At 54.6% G+C, this 15,247-nt stretch carries 23 protein-coding genes; all 23 read left to right on the top strand.

Annotated elements, in window-relative coordinates; genetic code table 11:
* Nucleotides 1-87 precede the first annotated feature (87 nt).
* The 23 genes from SH139x_RS24540 to SH139x_RS24430 all read left to right on the top strand — a co-directional run bounded on the left by SH139x_RS24540 (nucleotide 88) and on the right by SH139x_RS24430 (nucleotide 15,215).
* Nucleotides 88-2,160 carry a carboxy terminal-processing peptidase gene (locus SH139x_RS24540; RefSeq protein ID WP_488352379.1) on the top strand — a complete coding sequence of 691 codons (2,073 nt, stop codon included), beginning with the start codon at nucleotides 88-90 and terminating at the stop codon, nucleotides 2,158-2,160.
* Nucleotides 2,161-2,486: 326 nt separating this feature from the next.
* Nucleotides 2,487-2,813 (top strand): 30S ribosomal protein S10, encoded by a 327-nt coding sequence (gene rpsJ, locus SH139x_RS24535; RefSeq protein ID WP_488352378.1) that lies wholly within the window; start codon nucleotides 2,487-2,489, stop codon nucleotides 2,811-2,813.
* 280 nt (nucleotides 2,814-3,093) lie between these two features.
* Nucleotides 3,094-3,747: a 50S ribosomal protein L3 gene (gene rplC / locus SH139x_RS24530; protein ID WP_488356081.1), complete on the top strand. Its 654-nt coding sequence runs from the start codon at nucleotides 3,094-3,096 to the stop codon at nucleotides 3,745-3,747.
* 74 nt (nucleotides 3,748-3,821) lie between these two features.
* Nucleotides 3,822-4,505 carry a 50S ribosomal protein L4 gene (gene rplD, locus SH139x_RS24525; RefSeq protein WP_488352377.1) on the top strand — a complete coding sequence of 228 codons (684 nt, stop codon included), beginning with the start codon at nucleotides 3,822-3,824 and terminating at the stop codon, nucleotides 4,503-4,505.
* A gap of 67 nt (nucleotides 4,506-4,572) precedes the next feature.
* Nucleotides 4,573-4,914, top strand: a complete 342-nt coding sequence (rplW, locus tag SH139x_RS24520; RefSeq protein ID WP_488352376.1) for a 50S ribosomal protein L23 — start codon at nucleotides 4,573-4,575, stop codon at nucleotides 4,912-4,914.
* 39 nt (nucleotides 4,915-4,953) lie between these two features.
* Nucleotides 4,954-5,814 (top strand): 50S ribosomal protein L2, encoded by an 861-nt coding sequence (gene rplB / locus SH139x_RS24515; protein WP_488352375.1) that lies wholly within the window; start codon nucleotides 4,954-4,956, stop codon nucleotides 5,812-5,814.
* A gap of 135 nt (nucleotides 5,815-5,949) precedes the next feature.
* On the top strand, nucleotides 5,950-6,219 hold the full coding sequence (gene rpsS / locus SH139x_RS24510; protein WP_488352374.1) for a 30S ribosomal protein S19: 270 nt from the start codon (nucleotides 5,950-5,952) through the stop codon (nucleotides 6,217-6,219).
* 57 nt (nucleotides 6,220-6,276) lie between these two features.
* Nucleotides 6,277-6,633, top strand: coding sequence for a 50S ribosomal protein L22 (gene rplV, locus SH139x_RS24505; RefSeq protein WP_488352373.1), 357 nt, complete (start codon nucleotides 6,277-6,279; stop codon nucleotides 6,631-6,633).
* Nucleotides 6,634-6,657: 24 nt separating this feature from the next.
* Nucleotides 6,658-7,368 carry a 30S ribosomal protein S3 gene (rpsC, locus tag SH139x_RS24500; RefSeq protein ID WP_488352372.1) on the top strand — a complete coding sequence of 237 codons (711 nt, stop codon included), beginning with the start codon at nucleotides 6,658-6,660 and terminating at the stop codon, nucleotides 7,366-7,368.
* A complete protein-coding gene (rplP, locus tag SH139x_RS24495) occupies nucleotides 7,307-7,723 on the top strand; it encodes a 50S ribosomal protein L16 (protein WP_488352371.1) in 417 nt (138 codons plus the stop codon). The genes rpsC and rplP overlap by 62 nt, the downstream gene beginning before the upstream one ends.
* An 83-nt stretch (nucleotides 7,724-7,806) precedes the next feature.
* Nucleotides 7,807-8,016, top strand: a complete 210-nt coding sequence (rpmC, locus tag SH139x_RS24490) for a 50S ribosomal protein L29 (protein ID WP_488356080.1) — start codon at nucleotides 7,807-7,809, stop codon at nucleotides 8,014-8,016.
* Nucleotides 8,017-8,054: 38 nt separating this feature from the next.
* Complete coding sequence (rpsQ, locus tag SH139x_RS24485; protein ID WP_488352370.1) at nucleotides 8,055-8,426, top strand: 30S ribosomal protein S17; 372 nt, start codon at nucleotides 8,055-8,057, stop codon at nucleotides 8,424-8,426.
* Nucleotides 8,427-8,446: 20 nt separating this feature from the next.
* A complete protein-coding gene (gene rplN, locus SH139x_RS24480) occupies nucleotides 8,447-8,815 on the top strand; it encodes a 50S ribosomal protein L14 (RefSeq protein ID WP_488352369.1) in 369 nt (122 codons plus the stop codon).
* A 31-nt stretch (nucleotides 8,816-8,846) separates the two neighbouring features.
* Nucleotides 8,847-9,194, top strand: coding sequence for a 50S ribosomal protein L24 (rplX, locus tag SH139x_RS24475; protein WP_488352368.1), 348 nt, complete (start codon nucleotides 8,847-8,849; stop codon nucleotides 9,192-9,194).
* A 26-nt stretch (nucleotides 9,195-9,220) separates the two neighbouring features.
* Nucleotides 9,221-9,799 (top strand): 50S ribosomal protein L5, encoded by a 579-nt coding sequence (gene rplE, locus SH139x_RS24470; RefSeq protein ID WP_488352367.1) that lies wholly within the window; start codon nucleotides 9,221-9,223, stop codon nucleotides 9,797-9,799.
* A gap of 82 nt (nucleotides 9,800-9,881) precedes the next feature.
* A complete protein-coding gene (locus tag SH139x_RS24465; RefSeq protein ID WP_488352366.1) occupies nucleotides 9,882-10,067 on the top strand; it encodes a type Z 30S ribosomal protein S14 in 186 nt (61 codons plus the stop codon).
* Between the two features lie 20 nt (nucleotides 10,068-10,087).
* Nucleotides 10,088-10,489 (top strand): 30S ribosomal protein S8, encoded by a 402-nt coding sequence (rpsH, locus tag SH139x_RS24460; protein WP_488352365.1) that lies wholly within the window; start codon nucleotides 10,088-10,090, stop codon nucleotides 10,487-10,489.
* 248 nt (nucleotides 10,490-10,737) lie between these two features.
* Complete coding sequence (rplF, locus tag SH139x_RS24455; RefSeq protein ID WP_488352364.1) at nucleotides 10,738-11,277, top strand: 50S ribosomal protein L6; 540 nt, start codon at nucleotides 10,738-10,740, stop codon at nucleotides 11,275-11,277.
* A gap of 48 nt (nucleotides 11,278-11,325) precedes the next feature.
* The gene (rplR, locus tag SH139x_RS24450) at nucleotides 11,326-11,694 is read left to right on the top strand and encodes a 50S ribosomal protein L18 (protein WP_488352363.1); all 369 of its coding nucleotides are present in this window, start codon (nucleotides 11,326-11,328) and stop codon (nucleotides 11,692-11,694) included.
* A 154-nt stretch (nucleotides 11,695-11,848) separates the two neighbouring features.
* Complete coding sequence (gene rpsE / locus SH139x_RS24445; RefSeq protein ID WP_488356079.1) at nucleotides 11,849-12,337, top strand: 30S ribosomal protein S5; 489 nt, start codon at nucleotides 11,849-11,851, stop codon at nucleotides 12,335-12,337.
* A gap of 101 nt (nucleotides 12,338-12,438) precedes the next feature.
* Nucleotides 12,439-12,948, top strand: coding sequence for a 50S ribosomal protein L15 (gene rplO / locus SH139x_RS24440; RefSeq protein WP_488356078.1), 510 nt, complete (start codon nucleotides 12,439-12,441; stop codon nucleotides 12,946-12,948).
* A 211-nt stretch (nucleotides 12,949-13,159) separates the two neighbouring features.
* The gene (secY, locus tag SH139x_RS24435; protein WP_488352362.1) at nucleotides 13,160-14,536 is read left to right on the top strand and encodes a preprotein translocase subunit SecY; all 1,377 of its coding nucleotides are present in this window, start codon (nucleotides 13,160-13,162) and stop codon (nucleotides 14,534-14,536) included.
* A 49-nt stretch (nucleotides 14,537-14,585) separates the two neighbouring features.
* Nucleotides 14,586-15,215: an adenylate kinase gene (locus SH139x_RS24430; RefSeq protein WP_488352361.1), complete on the top strand. Its 630-nt coding sequence runs from the start codon at nucleotides 14,586-14,588 to the stop codon at nucleotides 15,213-15,215.
* The last annotated feature ends 32 nt before the right edge of the window (nucleotides 15,216-15,247 follow it).

Below are 15,247 nucleotides of genomic sequence, written 5' to 3'. Positions count from 1 at the left end.
TAGCCTTGACCGTCCTACCATTAACCATGCGCTGGACCTTCAGCGGTCCACCGTTTTCCAGGATTCTATCTTTAGCGGACCAACAGCATGCGTATACATTCGGTCACAGGTTCACGAAAGTGGTTGCTACTTTCGCTCGTTGCGGCAACGGGGATCTCGGTTGCCGCGTTGGCTTCGCTGCAGCGGTCCACGGCGGGTGATTTAAACGGCCCCACGATGGTCAATCGTACCGTCGCGCGGATGATTGCCAGCTTGATGCCCAAGCGTCACGTATCGGGCGATCAGCTGAACGACGAATACAGCCAACGGGCGTTGAACTTGTTTTTGAAATCGTTGGATCCGATGAAGTTGTATTTCTTGCAATCGGACATCGACGAATTTTCTCAGCAGCGGCTGGAAATTGACGACATGGTCCGCAAGGGTGACGTCAGTTTTCCTTATACGGTATTTGAGCGATTTCTGCAGCGGGTCGATGAGCGGTTGGTGGTGCTGGAGGATTTACTGAAAAGCGATTTTGACTTCACCAAGGAAGAATCGATCGCCACTGATCCTGACGTGACGCGTTATGCGCTTAATGCGGAAGAAGCTCGGGAGCGTTGGCGGCGACAAGTCAAATACAACATTTTGGTGCTGGAAGAAGATGACAAGACGGTGGCAGAGGCGATTGAGCAGCTCGATCGTCGTTACCATCGCAATGCGCGACGTTGGCACCAGTTGGGCGACGATCGCTTGCTGGAGATTTTCTTGACCTCGGTGACCAGCAGCTTTGATCCTCACACGACCTACATGTCGCCATCGACGTTGGAGAATTTCGAGATCAGCATGCGACTGAACCTGGAAGGCATTGGCGCAGCGTTGCAAGAAAAAGATGGTGAGACGGTCGTTTCCAAGGTAATTCCCGGGGGAGCGGCTGACAAAATGGGTGAGCTCAAAGAGGAAGATCACATCGTATCGGTTGGCCAGGGCGACGATGGCGAAATGGTCGACGTGGTGGAAATGCCGCTTGACGAAGTCGTCAAATTGATCCGTGGTACCTCGGGCTCAATCGTGCGATTGGGCGTGAAATCGGGCGGCGTGGGCGAAGTCAAGGAGTTGCGGATCGTCCGCTCCAAAGTGGAGCTGGAAGACAGCGCGGCGCGGGGTGAAGTGATCACCGAGGGCTCCAAGGCTGACGGCTCGCCCCACAAAATCGGCTACATCAACTTGCCCAGCTTTTATATGGACATGGAGGGTGCGCGAGCGAATCGTGAAAACTATCGCAGCAGCACCCGCGACGTGGCACGCATCCTGGCCGATTTCCGTAAGCAAAAAGTCGACGCGGTGGTCTTGGATTTGAGCGCCAACGGGGGCGGCAGTTTGACCGAGTCGATCAATTTGACCGGCTTGTTCATTGATCGCGGCCCGGTCGTTCAGATCAAGGGAGCTGACGGCGATGTGGCTGTCTACGCAGACGAAAATAGCGGCGTGGCTTGGGATGGACCGCTAGTTGTGATGACCTCCAAGCTGAGCGCCAGTGCTTCGGAAATTCTAGCCGGAGCGATCAAGGATTACCGTCGCGGTTTGATCGTCGGCGACCCGACAACGCACGGCAAGGGAACGGTCCAGCAGTTATTGGACCTCGACCGTGAGGTCTTTGGAGGCATCGGAGAGGACTTCGGAGCACTTAAGGTCACCCTGCAGCAGTTTTATCTCCCGGACGGCGTCAGCACGCAGCGAGACGGCGTGCAGGCCGATGTGATCTTGCCGTCGGTGACCACGCACATGGACATCAGCGAAGGCGACCTGGAACACGCACTGCCCACCGATCGCGTGCCGGCCGCCGAGCATGATTACTACCGCATGGTACCGGCCGAAGTGCTCGGTTTGGTGCGTGCCCGCAGTGCGGACCGGATCAAAAACGAGGACGAGTTCGCCGATTTGCTCAAGCGAATCGACATTTTCCGCCGCCAGAAAGAGCAGAAATATCTGTCGCTCAATCGCGAGCAGTTCAAAGCTTATCGGGCGGAACTGAATGCCGACCGACTGCAGATGGAAGAACTGGCTGAAGAAACTGACGAAGACGAGGTTTTCCGCGATAGTTTCTACAACAAGGAGGTCATCAAGATCGCCGTGGACTATTTGGAAACGCTCAAGCTGCAGAATTTGGCCAAAGCTGGCTAAATCGCCACTGAATGAACGTCGCGGCGATTATCCGCTTGCCGAAACACCAACCCCCTACCTGTAATCAGGGAGGGGGTTTTTTCGTAATCCAGTCGCGAGCGGGTGACTTTGCGGAGGCTGAATCTTCGTGGAAAACGCGGTTACCAAGGCAATCCCAACTTTATCTCAGAATTTCGCCCAACAGACATTGACCATTCCCGCTCCGCTCCTTAAATTCTCACGCTCCCAACCAGGGAAACTTCCTTTTGCCACGCGTCGCTTGACGAAGGCATCAACGGGGGAGCGGTTTTGTTCCGGTTCAATTGTTTGATATTCAGGGCGTCGCCGTGTCGACAGGGTCTAGCGAAGTCATCCGCATTCGAATGGAAGCTTATGATCATTCGATTCTGGACCAAAGTGCTCAGGAGATCGTAGACACGGTCAAGCGAACGCACTCGGAGGTGCACGGCCCGATTCCGTTGCCGACTCGCATTGAGCGGTACACGGTATTGTCTGGTCCGAATATCGACAAGAAGGCTCGCCAGCAATTTGAGATTCGTACGCACAAGCGTCTGATCGACATTGTTCAGGCCACCGCAAAGACCATTGAAGCGTTGAACAAACTGAGCTTGCCAGCTGGCGTCGACATTAAGATCAAGGCCACGGCGAGATAAGCAGAGTTAAGGTTGGGTTTTTGTCTGTCCCTCGCTGCGGTGAGTGGCCGACGCAAGTAGTCAAGCAGCCTGCTGGCTGATTCTGGCTGCTAGTCGTCGTGGGGCAGTGTTCGTTTTTTTACATCAGCATGGGTTTCGGGTTATCGCTGGATTTTGCCAGATAACCGTCGCTCTGTAGTCACCAGTGGCCGCAGGGGGCGATAGGATCGGGCGAAGGCGCACCTAGCAACGATAAGGCATGGCCGATATGACACCGGGAATCCTCGGCAAAAAAGTCGGGATGACGCAGATCTATTTGGAGGATGGGACCGCTGTACCGGTAACGGTAATTCAGGCAGGTCCGTGTCATGTGTTGCAGGTACGTACTTTAGATCGCGATGGTTACGAAGCTGTTCAGTTGGGCTACGACGACAAGCCCAGGCGATTGGCTGCCCGCAGTGAGCGAGGTCACGTCGCCCGTCTAGATAGCAGCGCTCAAAAGCAGCGAGTGGCTGCTGGCGTCGAAGCTACCGAAAAGGCCGACTGTGAACCGAAGCGATTCGTCCGCGAGTTCCGCGGTGCGAGCGACTTAACGGTTGGCGCGGAAGTTGGCGTCGATGTCTTTGCGGAAGTGAAGGCAGTGGATGTCGTCGGTACCAGCAAGGGGCGTGGTTTTTCAGGCGTGATGAAACGACACAATTTCTCTGGTCAGCGTGCGACGCACGGTGTTAAGAAGGTTCACCGTCACGCTGGCGGTACCGGTTGCAGCGCCTATCCGAGTCGCGTCTTCAAGGGCAAGAAGATGCCCGGACAGTATGGCAATACGCGAATCACTTCGCGCAATTTAAAGCTGGTCAAGGTGGATCCGGAAAACAATTTACTGCTCGTTCGCGGTGCCGTACCGGGTCCGAACGGCGGGTATGTGGTGATCCAGCAAACAAATAAAGTTGGTTAGTCCTGTGGGCGGAGCCTGCAGCGGCGTGTTTGAGATATTTTGAAACAATTTCCTTTGAATCGTTAGTCACATCCATGGTCAGCCTGCCAGTCTACGACGCCACCGGAAAAGAGGTCGGTCAATACGAGATCGACCCTGCGGCCATTGCGTCTCGGATCAACAAGCAGTTATTGCATGACGTGGTGGTCATGTATCAGGCGAATCGTCGCCAGGGCACGCGTCAAGCGAAGACACGGGCACAGGTCGCCGGTTCGACAAAGAAGATGTATCGGCAGAAAGGTACGGGTAATGCCCGTGCCGGTAGCAAGCGGACGAACATCCGTCGAGGCGGTGGTGTGGCGCACACGATTGCTCCGCGAGATTACAGCTATCGGCTGCCTAAGAAGGCGGTTAAATTGGCGACTCGTATGGCGATCGCCAGCAAGATTACAGATGGCGAAGTGTTGGTCGTTGAGGGTTTTGGGCTCGAGGCTCCGAAAACCAAAGCGATTGCCGGGCTGCTGAAGGCGATTGGTTTGGGGGGCGTCACCACGCTGCTGACGACCGATGGTTACGACAGCTTAGTTTACAAGAGCGGGCGGAACATTCCCGGTGTGGAAGTTCGGGCTGCCCATGATCTCAATGCTTTAGACGTGTTGCGTCCAAAGCGGATGGTGGTTTCGCGAGCGGCTCTCGACAAGATCAAGGAAGGCACGTTTAATCAGCGTCCCCAGTTGAGTTCGGCGGGCCGAGCGAGCGAGTCCGAAGCTGTCGCCTAGGTTGCGACGGGTTAATTCGGTTTTTGATTAGCAGATCAGCGTGGCGCACAGTTAGGTACCAGTGGTAATGTCCCCGAAATTACAAGCAAGCAGAGCAGCCAAGGTGACTGAGCAGGTTGGTGGCGTGCGGTTAGAGCCCCACCAAGTGCTGTTGCGTCCGTTGGTGACCGAAAAGGGTGTTCACCGTGCGACTCGGAACAATCAATATGCGTTCGAGATCCACTTGGACGCCACAAAGATCGATGTTCGCAAAGCGGTCGAGACGTTGTTTGACGTCAAGGTCGTAAAGGTGCGGACTCAAAATCGCAAAGGCAAGAAGCGTCGGTTCAAGTTCCGCGTGGGCCATACGTCCGCTTGGAAAAAGGCGATCGTGGAGTTGGTTCCGGATCAAAAGATCGATTTCTTCTAGGTCGGCGATACAGCAAATATAACGAAGCGGGAATAAAGTATGGGCATTCGCATCTACAAGCCGACCAGCGCGGGGCGTCGCAACGCATCGGTCAGCGATTTCGTCGAGTTGACACCGGGGGCAAAGCCTGAGAAGCGGCTGTTGCGACCCAAAAAGAAAACTGGTGGACGAAACAACCAAGGTAAGATCACGGCTCGCCATCGCGGTGGTGGGCACAAGCAGAAGTATCGAATCATTGACTTTCGTCGCACCAAAGATGGCGTCGACGCGGTAATTGATTCGATCCAGTATGACCCCAACCGCACGGCTCGGATCGCTCTGCTGAAATACTCAGACGGGTCAAAGTCGTACGTCGTTGCTGTCGACGGACTGGCTGCTGGCGACAAGATACAGAACGGACCGGAAGCGATTCCCAAGCCGGGTAATTGCCTGCCGCTGAAGAGTATTCCGATTGGTACCACCGTTTGTTGCATCGAACTGCGTCCCGGCCGGGGTGCCTCGATGTGTCGTTCGGCGGGAACACAAGCGACTTTGATGGCTCGCGACGCAGATTGGGCTCAGCTTTCCTTGCCCAGTGGTGAAATTCGCCGAGTGCCATCCGCTTGCCGAGCAACGGTTGGAGCGGTAGGAAATAGCAGTCATAGTAAAGTCCGGTTGGGTAAAGCTGGTCGCTCGCGTTGGATGGGGCGACGTCCTCACGTGCGTGGTACGGCAATGAATCCAATCGACCACCCACACGGTGGTGGTGAAGGTAGAACGAAGGGCGGGCGTCATCCGGTGAGCCCACAAGGCAAGAGCGCCAAGGGTGGGGCGACGCGTCAGCGGCGTAAGCCGAGCAACAGTGCGATCGTGCGGCGGCGGAAGAGCCGACGGTACGGACAATTGAAGCTGCACAAGTAGCAAGATAATAATGTTACAGAGACCGAGGCTTGCCTTGATAGATTTAGGTTCGTCTCAAAAGTGAATGAAGCGGAAGTCGTAGACAGAGCGTCGATTGAGTAAAATTAATACTGCCAATAGCGTGCGAACACAGGTATGAGTCGAAGCAGCAAGAAGGGTCCTTACGTCGATCCAAAGGTGTTCTTCAAGGTTCAGAAGCAGGCTGAGTCGGGAAAGAGCGAGCCAATCAAGACGTGGGCGCGGCGATGCACGATTGTGCCTGAGTTTGTTGGCGTAACGTTCATGGTTCACGACGGACGCAAGCACCAAAAGGTGTTGGTCACAGAAGACATGGTAGGACATAAGCTTGGTGAATTTGCTCCTTCCCGCACTTTTCGCGGGCATGGTGGCAAGGGCAAGCGGTAGGCAAGACAACCGATTGTTGTCGCAGAGTTGGCAACGAGTTTACACGGACAAATCGTTATGGCGATGCGAGCCACATACAAGAATGCCCGGATCAGCGCCCGCAAAGTGAGGCCGCTGGCCGATTTAGTTCGCGGCAAATACGCCGACGAAGCGCTGGATATATTAAAGTTCCAGCCGCATCGTGGTGCGCGAATGCTGGAGAAGGTCATCCGCAGTGCGATTGGCAACGCCCAGGATCCAGAGCAGAACGAAGGCCGAAGCTTCAATGTCGAAGATTTGGTGTTGATTGACGTGCGAGTCGACGGGGGTCCGATGTTCAAGCGGATCCGTCCCCGAGCACGCGGGATGGCCTTCATGATCAAGAAACGTACAAGTCATATCTCGGTGGGGATTGTTCCCATTGAGGATCTGTAGGAGCTACCGGAGCAGGTTCGAGAAATGGGACAAAAAGTCAATCCAGTCGCTTTCCGTACCGGCGTCACCCGCGGGTGGGCAAGTCGGTGGTATGCGTCGAAGAAGGACTTCGCCGAGTTGTTAATGGAGGACTTCAAAGTCCGCCATTTCATCAAGAATCACCCCAAGCGTTCGCAGTACCGCAGTGCGGGGATCGATCGCATTGAGATTGAGCGAACGCGAGACGAAGTACGAGTGATTCTGTTCGTGGCGCGTCCCGGGCTAATCATCGGTAAAAAGGGCCAAGAGGTCGAGTTGCTGCAGGAAGAATTGCAGAACCTGATCGGGCGGCGAGTGAATTTAAAGATTGAAGAGATCGGCAGGCCCGAGATTATGGCCCAGTTGGTCGCAGAGGATATCGCGCAGCAGTTAAGCAAACGGGCTAGTTTTCGTCGCACGATGAAGCGGTCGATGGAGCAGACAATGGATGCGGGTGCCAAAGGCATCAAGATCCAGATGGCTGGTCGATTGGGCGGGGCGGAAATGGCCAGGCGGGAGAAAGCCAGTAGCGGCTCGATCCCGTTGAGCACCCTACAAGCGAAGATCGACTACGGCTTTGCCGAAGCGAAGACCGCTCAAGGGCATATTGGTATTCAAGTTTGGGTAAATCAAGGCACATACGGAGACGTTACCGATGGCGCTGATGCCTCGACGGGTCAAGCATCGAAAAAGCCAAAGAGGGCGTATAAAAGGTAGTGCGACTCGCGGAAACACGGTTGTCTTCGGCGAATTCGGTATTCAGGCTCTTGAGCCTGGCTGGATTCGCGCCACGACAATCGAAGCGGGTCGTATCGCTGCCCAGCAATACGTCCGAGGCGAAGGAAAACTATACATCCGCATTTTCCCCGACAAGTCCGTGACGAGCACCCCGCTCGAAACGCGGATGGGTAAGGGAAAAGGCGAGCCTGATTTTTGGGCGGCCGTAGTCAAACCCGGTACGGTTTTGTATGAATTAAGTGGAGTGACCGAACAGCAAGCAAAGGTCTGTTTCGCACGCTTGGCCAGTAAAATGCCAATCAAAGTGCGATTCGTCCGCAGGCGTTCGGCTTAAGTTGGCTGAGGAGGTCGGTGCTACGCTCGCGTGGCTCCGGATTCCTCTTGTTAGACGACGAGCGATTACCGCCACAAGCAGACATGAACATTCAAGAACTTCGCGAAATGAGCGACGAGCAGTTGCAACTAACTGCCAATGAAGCGGCCGAAAAGTTGTTTCGTCTGCGTTTTCAATCGGAATCCGAGCGTCTCGATACGCCCACGGAAATCCGAGCGAACCGTCGCTTGATCGCCCGTATTAAAACGATCCAGACTCAGCGAGAAATGGCAGCGGCCAGCTCGCCGTCTTGATCCCCCAGCAGTTAATTTCCAATTCACGATTAAACGTCATGCCTAAGCGCGTCCTCACGGGAACCGTAACCAGCGACAAGATGCTCAAGACCCGACGGGTCGAGATTGATCGTTTGGTTAAGCATCCAAAATATAAGAAGTACGTTCGCAGTCGAACTGTGTGTTACGCACATGACGAGAAGAACGAGTCGGGTGTTGGGGATTTGGTTGAGATCATTGAATCCCAGCCCCTGAGCAAACTCAAGCGTTGGCGGCTGGTTCGAGTTGTGCAGAAGAGCACATCTGTTGATTTGGCTGCTCTGCGTGCGGCACGCAAGGCGGGTGTGGAGGCGGAAGCCGAGGCCTATGAGGCAACGCACGCGGCTTCGGCCAGCGATGATGCGGCAGGTAGTCCCGAGTCAAACGAGTAACCGAGATCAAGAGATAAGCGATGATTCAGCAAGAAACTCGACTCGATGTCGCTGATAACACGGGCGCACGAGAAGTAATGTGCATCAAGGTGTTGGGCGGTTCGAGGCGTCGATTCGCGACCCTCGGTGACGTGATTGTCTGCAGCGTCAAGAGCGTGATTCCAGGCAGCGAAGTCAAGAAAAAGGCGGTGGTGCGTGCGGTCGTTGTGCGAACACGCCAACCGGTGCGACGGCCAGACGGTAGTTATATCCGTTTTGATAGCAACGCGGTTGTGTTGATCGATAAGGACAAGAATCCACGTGGGACGCGGATTTTTGGTGCCGTCGGTCGTGAACTGCGAGATCGATCGTTCATGCGGATTGTCAGCCTGGCGAACGAAGTCGTTTGAGCTTTGTAGAAACTTAATTGGGTAGCGTTCGATGTTGATTCGAGTAAACGACCAAGTCATGGTTATCGCTGGTGCCAGTAAAGGCGTCACCGGTAAAGTGTTGAAGGTTGATCGCGAGAAAGGCAAGCTGGTCGTGGAAGGTGTTGCCCGAGTTTGGAAGCACGTTCGACGCAGTCAGAAGAACCCGCAAGGGGGTCGATTGAGCTTGGAAATGCCAATCGACGCCTCCAACGTGATGGTAATTTGTCCCAAAACAGGTCAGCCGAGTCGGCTGGGCGTCCGTTATTTGCCCGATGGCGGCAAGGAACGATACGCGAAGAAGAGTGGCGCTGCGATGGGGCAAATTGCTCCGCCCCGTAGTGCTTACGCTGGTTCCTAAATCACTTTAATTGTTACGACGCTTCCATGGCTACGAGCACACTTCCACGATTGCAGAGCAAGTACCTCGATGAGGTCCGTCCCGGACTGATTGAGAAGTACGGCTACAAAAACCCACATCAAGTTCCCAGCTTGCAGAAGATAACTCTGAACATGGGAGTTGGCAGTGCCGTTTCGGACAAGAAGGTGTTGGACATCGCCGCCTCGGCGTTGGCAGACATCACTGGTCAACGGCCCGTGTTAACCGTCGCTCGCAATTCGATTGCCGGTTTCCGCTTGCGGGAAGGTATGCCGATCGGGTGCATGGTAACGCTGCGTCGCCAAAGGATGTACGAATTCATGGATCGACTCGTATCGGTGGTTCTGCCACGGGTACGTGACTTTCGCGGGATCAGCCGCAAGGCGTTCGACGGACGCGGAAATTACAGCATGGGTTTGGTCGAGCAATTGGTGTTCCCTGAGCTGAATCCTGATAAATACACGAGACCGCAAGGGATGAATATTGTGTTCGTCACCTCTGCACAGACCAACGACGAAGGTCGTGACCTGTTGGAAATGATGGGTATGCCTTTTCGACAAGTGAAGAAGACCACCGACGCTGCCTAATTTAGGCACCGAAGGTACACGTTACGATACACTTTTATTCAATTAGTTTTCGGCCCCATTCAAAACCGACAGGTAGCCAGGCGTGGCCAGCAAATCAAAGATCGCGAAAGCAAACCGTACGCCGAAGTTTTCTACGCGGCGAGAGAGCCGTTGTCTAATTTGCGGACGCCCTCGGGCGGTATACCGTAAATTTGGACTTTGTCGTATTCATTTTCGCGAGCTTGCTGATGCTGGCAAGATCCCGGGCGTTCGTAAGGCCAGTTGGTAGGACAAGGGGAGCAGCACATCATGATGACCGATCCAATCGCCGACATGTTGACGCGAATTCGCAACGCAGTACGCGTAGAGCGTCCTTTCGTCGATGTTCCGCTGAGCCGCGTGAAGCGAGGAATCGCTGACGTGTTAAAGCGTGAAGGCTTTATTTGGGACTACGAAGTGGTCCAAGAAGAAGGCGTCCCCGTGGCGACCTTGCGTCTGGAGCTGAAATATGGCCCCAACGGCGAACAAATTATTCAGTCGATTCAGCGCAGCAGTAAGCCTGGACGGCGATTGTACATGAGAAGCCGCGAATTGCGGCCCGTGTTGGGTGGGCTTGGCATTAGCATCATCAGCACCAGTCAGGGTGTGATCAGTGATCGCGAAGCTCGCACACGCAACGTGGGTGGCGAGGTGCTCTGCCAAGTTTCCTAAGCAGCCTGTGCATAGGTGGTTCCTTGAGAGAGGCCATTTAGGTGACGGGATAGCGAAGAAATAGAGCGCCGCGGTTGTCGGAGTAGAGGCAGGTCCCCGGCGTCATGCGGCAGACTAGCCTCAAGTGCTGATTTGGGATGATTTCGATTGTTCCGAGCATTGATGTCACAGCAGGATAGAAAGCTCGACGGTCAGCCAGCGATCGTCGTGATGGAAACATTTCAATTTATACGAATTAGCAGCCAGTTATGAGCCGCATCGGTCAAAAACCCGTTAAAGTCGCCAGCGGAGCGAAGGTCTCGGTTTCCGGGCACACGATTCAGGTTGATGGTCCCAAAGGATCGCTCAGCTTTAGTCACCGTCCTGAGGTTGTGGTCAGCGTTGATGGCGATGAAGTTTCGGTCCAGCGTTCGAACGAAGAGCGAGCCGCTCGAGCCTTCCAAGGTTTGACTCGTGCTTTGGTTGCCAACATGGTCCACGGCGTGACCGAGGGTTACGAGCGTAAGCTGGAGATTATTGGTGTCGGTTATCTGGCCTCGGTTCAAAACAATGTGCTGAACTTGCGGGTCGGAATGGCAAATGAATTGAAGGTACCGGTCCCACAAGGGTTGGAAGTGACTTGTCCCGATCAAACGCATATTGTGGTCAAGGGTTGTGACAAGCAGGCCGTTGGCGACTTTGCCGCCAAGGTGCGAGGTTTGCGAAAGCCTGAGCCTTACAAGGGTAAGGGTATTCGCTACCAAGGTGAGCAGATCAAGCTCAAGCCAGGCAAGTCGGCCTCCAAATAGTTTTCACAAGTTGAATTGAACGCAGGCGCTCCTTAAGCCAGTGCAGATATGGACAAGAACAAGAAATTAAACGTCAAACGAGTTCGGCGGCGTAATCACGTGCGGAAGCATGTGCGTGGCACCGCTGAGCGTCCCCGTTTGGCTGTCGAGCGGACGTTGAAGCATTTTTCCTGTCAGTTGATCGATGACGTCGCTGGTAACACCATTTGTGCAGCCAGCACGCGTCAAGCCGACTTGCGGAGTGCTTCTACCCACACTGGAAACAGTGAGGCGGCGGTCACGGTTGGTAAAAAGCTGGCCGAGCTCGCCAAGTCGGCGGGGATTACCATGGTTCGGTTCGATCGTGGGCACAACCGCTATCACGGCCGGGTCAAGGCTTTCGCAGATGCGGTTCGCGAAGGCGGCATCGAGCTTTAGGGACGGCGGTTGTTACCTCTGAGCCTTAAGTTTTTAGAGTGAGCGCTCGGAAGAGGGGTCGCCGGGGTCTGGTGGTCCAAAGTGGCGCTGGCCCTGTGGGGCTAGTCAACGAAGCGGACCCAGTTAAACACATACAACGCATTTCAGGAATTACATCGTGTCGACCTCCGTACAATCGGGCGAACTACTCGACCGCGTCGTCAAAATCAAACGCTGTGCCGCTGTGGTCAAGGGTGGCCGCCGCTTTAGTTTTGCAGCCATGGTTGTGGTTGGTGATGGCAAGGGGCGTGTTGGTTGGGGTTACGGAAAAGCGAACGAGGTTCCTCCGAGTGTAAACAAGGGACAGAAGCAAGCTTCCCGCAGCATGATTGAAGTGCCGCTGGTCAGCGGCAGCATCCCGCACCAAGTTTGGGGCCACTTTGGTGCTGCTCGTGTGCTATTGCTCCCCGCCGGTGCCGGTACCGGTATCATTGCGGGGCAAGCTGTGCGTGCCGTCTGTGAAGCTTGCGGGATTCATGATATTCTCACCAAGAGCTATGGGACGAATAATCCCGTGACGTTGGTGAAGGCGACTATCGACGCGTTGAGTAAATTGCGGACACGGGAAGAAACCGCTGCCCTGCGTGGCGTCGATTTGGACTGATTTTGATTTTTCACGGTGTCCTGCGGGGCATTCCATCGGTCGCGTTTGGCGATCGTTGTTAACGTACATTCTTGACATTTATTGATAGCGAAGTCGTAGCCATGCAACTCGATGACGTCCATCGCGGCATTCAGAAGAACAAAAAGCGGCGACGTATCGGACGCGGCCAAGGCTCCGGGTACGGCAAGACAGCGGGCCGCGGGCACAAAGGCCATAAAAGCCGTTCGGGTTACAGCCGCAAGCCCAACTTCCAGGGGGGTGCGATGCCTATGTTTCGCCGCATCCCCAAGCGTGGATTCAACAACAAATTCGCGCTTGATGTGTTTGCAGTCAACGTTGGTGACTTGAATAACGTCTTCGAAGAGGGGACTGAAGTCACGCCTCAGTTACTGGCCGAAAAGGGCTTGGCCAAAGGCGTTTACGACGAGTTAAAGATTTTAGGTGACGGCGAGTTGACCAAGAAGTTGACCGTGTCGGCTCATCGCTTCAGTAAATCAGCCATCGAGAAGATCAACGCTGCCGGTGGTACCGTGGACAAGTTGCCAGCCAAACGCGCACCAGCCGAGCGAGTTGCTGCACTTAAGGAACAAGCCGCGGCCGCGAAGGCATAAGATGGTTGTTCCGTGGCAGGGTTCGCCGGTATTGTGGGGTGGACTCAGATGGAATGATAAAGTTAGGATGGCCATTCCGTTAAGGTTTTTGGCCGAGGTAAACTCACAGCGTTTCAAACAAGAGGCTGGCTCGTGACTGCGGGCTTGCCTCTTTTCCTTAATCGACGACCGCTCCATTGGCGATCGTGATCCTCACGATGACGTGAGTTCAATGTTCGAAAAATTACGCATTATCTTTTCGATCCCCGAGTTGCGGCTGAAGATTTTCATCACGCTTGCGCTGCTCGCTCTTTATCGCATCGGATTTCACATTCCGTTGCCGATGATCAACGCCGATACGGGCGGATCCGCCGGTGAAGGCGGAGCGAGCGAGTTCTTTGAGAAGGTCAGCCTGTTTGCGGCGTCCGACCTTCGCAACGCGACGATCTTCGGTTTGGGCATTATGCCCTACATCTCTGCTTCGATTATTTTCCAGTTGCTCGGCAGCGTTTGGAAGCCCATCGAGGAACTGCGGAAAGAAGGTGAAGCCGGTCGAAAGAAAATTAACGAATACACGCGTTACCTAACCGTGTTGATTTGCCTCGTGCAGAGCTACATGTATCTGAGGTTTTATATGATGGCCGGCGGTGCCGGGGGCGGGAAGATCAATCCCGACTTTATGGCCGACGGCACGCAGACACTAATGTTTGGCTGGCAAATTGTCGCGGTCCTGGTAATGACCTGTGGAACCGTCTTCCTGATGTGGGTTGGCGAGCAGATCGACGAATACGGGATCGGCAACGGGATCAGCCTGTTGATTATGGCTGGGATTTTGGCCCAGATGCCCCAGGCGCTATACGAACTGATCCGCAACATGAAGCCGGAACTAGTCGGATTGGCGAAAGGTACCGTGGGCGTTGAAACGCTGATTATCCTAGTGCTACTGTTTGTCACTGTGGTCTTTGGCGTGGTGTTCATTACGCTCGGCCAGCGTCGTATTCCGACCCAAAGTGCAAAGTTCACTCGCGGGCGACGCGTTTATGGTGGAACCCGTCAGTTCCTGCCGTTGCGAATTAACCAAGCTGGCGTGATGCCAATCATTTTTGCCAGCAGCTTGCTGATGATCCCTGGTGTGTTGTTTGGTTTCCTGGCACAGTCGGTACAGGAAATTGATTCCACCGCTTTCCGGACGTTCAACGGGCTCAGCTCGATGATGAGCGGCGGGGATAGTTTCCTCTACAACTTTCTCTATGTGGGTTTAATTTTCTTCTTTTGCTACTTCTGGACAGCGATCACTTTCAATCCCAAGGAAATGTCGGACCAGCTGCGTGAGTCAGGAACTTTCATCCCTGGCCACCGACCTGGACGTCGGACTTCGGATTATCTCGAGAAGGTGATGGTTCGAATCACTTACGTGGGTTCTGCGTTCTTGGCGATTGTCGCGATCGTACCAACAATCGTTTACAGTTCATTAGGCGTCTCTTATTCGATTGCCGGCTTTTACGGTGGTACCGGATTGTTGATTGCCGTCAGCGTGGCATTCGATTTGATTCAGAAGATTGACAGTCACTTGGTGATGCGTAATTATCGCGGTATGTTAGAGAGCTAGTTTTTCTGAGCGTGAAGAGAGTGGTTCACGCCGGGGGCGGTTTGCACTGATGTCCGCCACATCGCACCGCCGTTTTGACTCGGGATTGGGGACAGCACCTTCTATGCGGATCGTTTTCATCGGACCGCCTGGTGCTGGTAAGGGAACCCAGTGCAAACGCTTGACTGAGTTTCTTGCGGTACCGCATCTCTCCACCGGGGATATGCTGCGTCAGGCCCGACGGCAGGACTCCGCGCTGGGACGTTTGGTCGCCTCGTTTTTGGATACTGGTCGTTTAGCGCCTGATTACCTGGTGATGCGAATCGTGACCAAGCGACTGAAGGAGATGGATTGCCAGGGCGGTTGCCTATTTGACGGTTTTCCTCGCACGTTGGTGCAAGCGCAATTGCTCGACGAGCATCTCTCTGAGCGAGACGATCAGGTCGATTTGGTGCTCGACTTGAATGTCCAGCGGGAAGTGTTGGTGGAACGGATGCTGAAGCGAGCGCAGGTTGAGAATCGCAGCGACGACACCGCCGAGACGATCAATGCACGCCTGCGAGTGTTCTACAACCAGACCGCCCCGCTGCTGGTTTATTATCGAGAGCAAGGCAAACTGGCAACGATTGACGGGATGCAATCCCCCGACGCGGTCTTCGAAGAAGTGCGACAGCACGTGACCAAGACGCGGCAGCAATAAGTCATCTCTCCGGGAAACAGCCCCGCGTTCCC

This window comes from Kothea flammea, assembly GCF_052161645.1.
GTDB lineage: Bacteria > Planctomycetota > Planctomycetia > Pirellulales > Pirellulaceae > Laterigemmans.
Note: the sequence above shows the minus strand (reverse complement) of the source record. Positions and strands in the feature narration are given on the sequence as shown.